Raw genomic sequence first — 1,250 nt, 5'->3', positions numbered from 1 at the left:
CGACGCCGCCGGACGGGCCCCTGACGCGCTGACCGCCGACCCCGCCGTGACCCGGCGGCGCGCTCAGATCGCGACGCACGCACTCACCGTACGCCGCGCGATCGGCCGCCGCCCGGCCCCGCCCCCCACCCCGGAAGGACCCCCGCAGGACCAACTCACCCCACCCGGGCCGACCACACCACCCGACCGTTCCGTCCCCACCGCCCTGACCGCGCTCGAAGCGATCGACACCCAACTCACCGTACTCAGCGCACTGTTCGGACCCCCACCGGTCCTCACACCCGGAACACCGGCGGCAGCGACCGGCTGACGCGGACAGACCCGGCGGCGGGCTCACGCACCAGGCGGTGTCCCGGCCTCGTGTGGCGCGTCAGGAGGTCGATGTCGTGCGGAAGGGCGACTTCGTCCGCGTGTTCCGCGACGCGGTGCTGCCGTCCGGATGGAACATCGATCACGAAGGCCGCCAGGCCGTCACCGATGACTTTCGTCGCTCCCGGCGGTCTGCAGCGTGAGGGTGAAACGGACGGAGGCGAGGACGAGGGTGTTTGTCTTGATTCCCGGGGCCGGGGGTTCGGCCTGGTACTGGCATCCCGTGGTGTCCGAACTACGGGCGAGGGGGCACGAGGCTGTCGCGGTCGATCTGCCCGGCGACGACGAGTCCGCGGGGCTGCCCGAGTACACCGACGCCGTGGTCGCGGCGATCGGCGGCCGCGCCGACACGGTGCTGGTCGCGCAGTCGCTGGGCGGCTTCACGGCGCCGATGGTATGCGCCCGTGTTCCGGTCGGGCTGCTGGTGCTCGTCAACGCGATGGTGCCGCTGCCGGGCGAGACGCCCGGGCAGTGGTGGGGCAACACCGGTTCGGAGCCGGCCCGCCTGGCGGCCGCCGAAGCAGGCGGCTACGGAACCGAGTTCGACCTGGACACCTACTTCCTCCACGACGTCCCGGCCGAGGTCGCCGCCGCCGGAGCGGGCCATCAGCGGCCGGAGGCCGACATCACCTTCAACCAGCCCTGCGCCATCGAGCGATGGCCCGGCACCACCACGCGGGTGCTCGCCGCGACCGGGGACCGCTTCTTCCCCGTGGACTTCCAGCGCCGAGTGGCCCGCGACCGCCTGGGGATCGAGGCCGAGACCATCCCCGGCGGACACCTGGCGGCGCTCTCCCACCCGCCCGAGCTCGTCGACAGGCTGGTCGAACGGCTGACTTGAGCGGTCCTCGGACCCGCCGCGGACCAGGGCCGCCGGGCCC

The 1,250-nt window shown here is 73.4% G+C and carries 2 protein-coding genes and 1 pseudogene; all 3 read left to right on the top strand.

Going from position 1 to position 1,250, the window contains the following annotated elements; all coding sequences use genetic code 11:
- Positions 1-310, top strand: a pseudogene (locus ACWEBX_RS41020) (hypothetical protein); the annotation flags it as partial.
- 76 nt (positions 311-386) lie between these two features.
- Positions 387-512: a hypothetical protein gene (locus ACWEBX_RS41015; RefSeq protein ID WP_451889763.1), complete on the top strand. Its 126-nt coding sequence runs from the start codon at positions 387-389 to the stop codon at positions 510-512.
- Between the two features lie 29 nt (positions 513-541).
- Positions 542-1,210 carry an alpha/beta fold hydrolase gene (locus ACWEBX_RS41010; protein WP_451889762.1) on the top strand — a complete coding sequence of 223 codons (669 nt, stop codon included), beginning with the start codon at positions 542-544 and terminating at the stop codon, positions 1,208-1,210.
- The last annotated feature ends 40 nt before the right edge of the window (positions 1,211-1,250 follow it).

This window comes from Streptomyces sp. NPDC005070, assembly GCF_053600395.1.
This window is presented reverse-complemented; position numbering and strand designations above follow the sequence as displayed.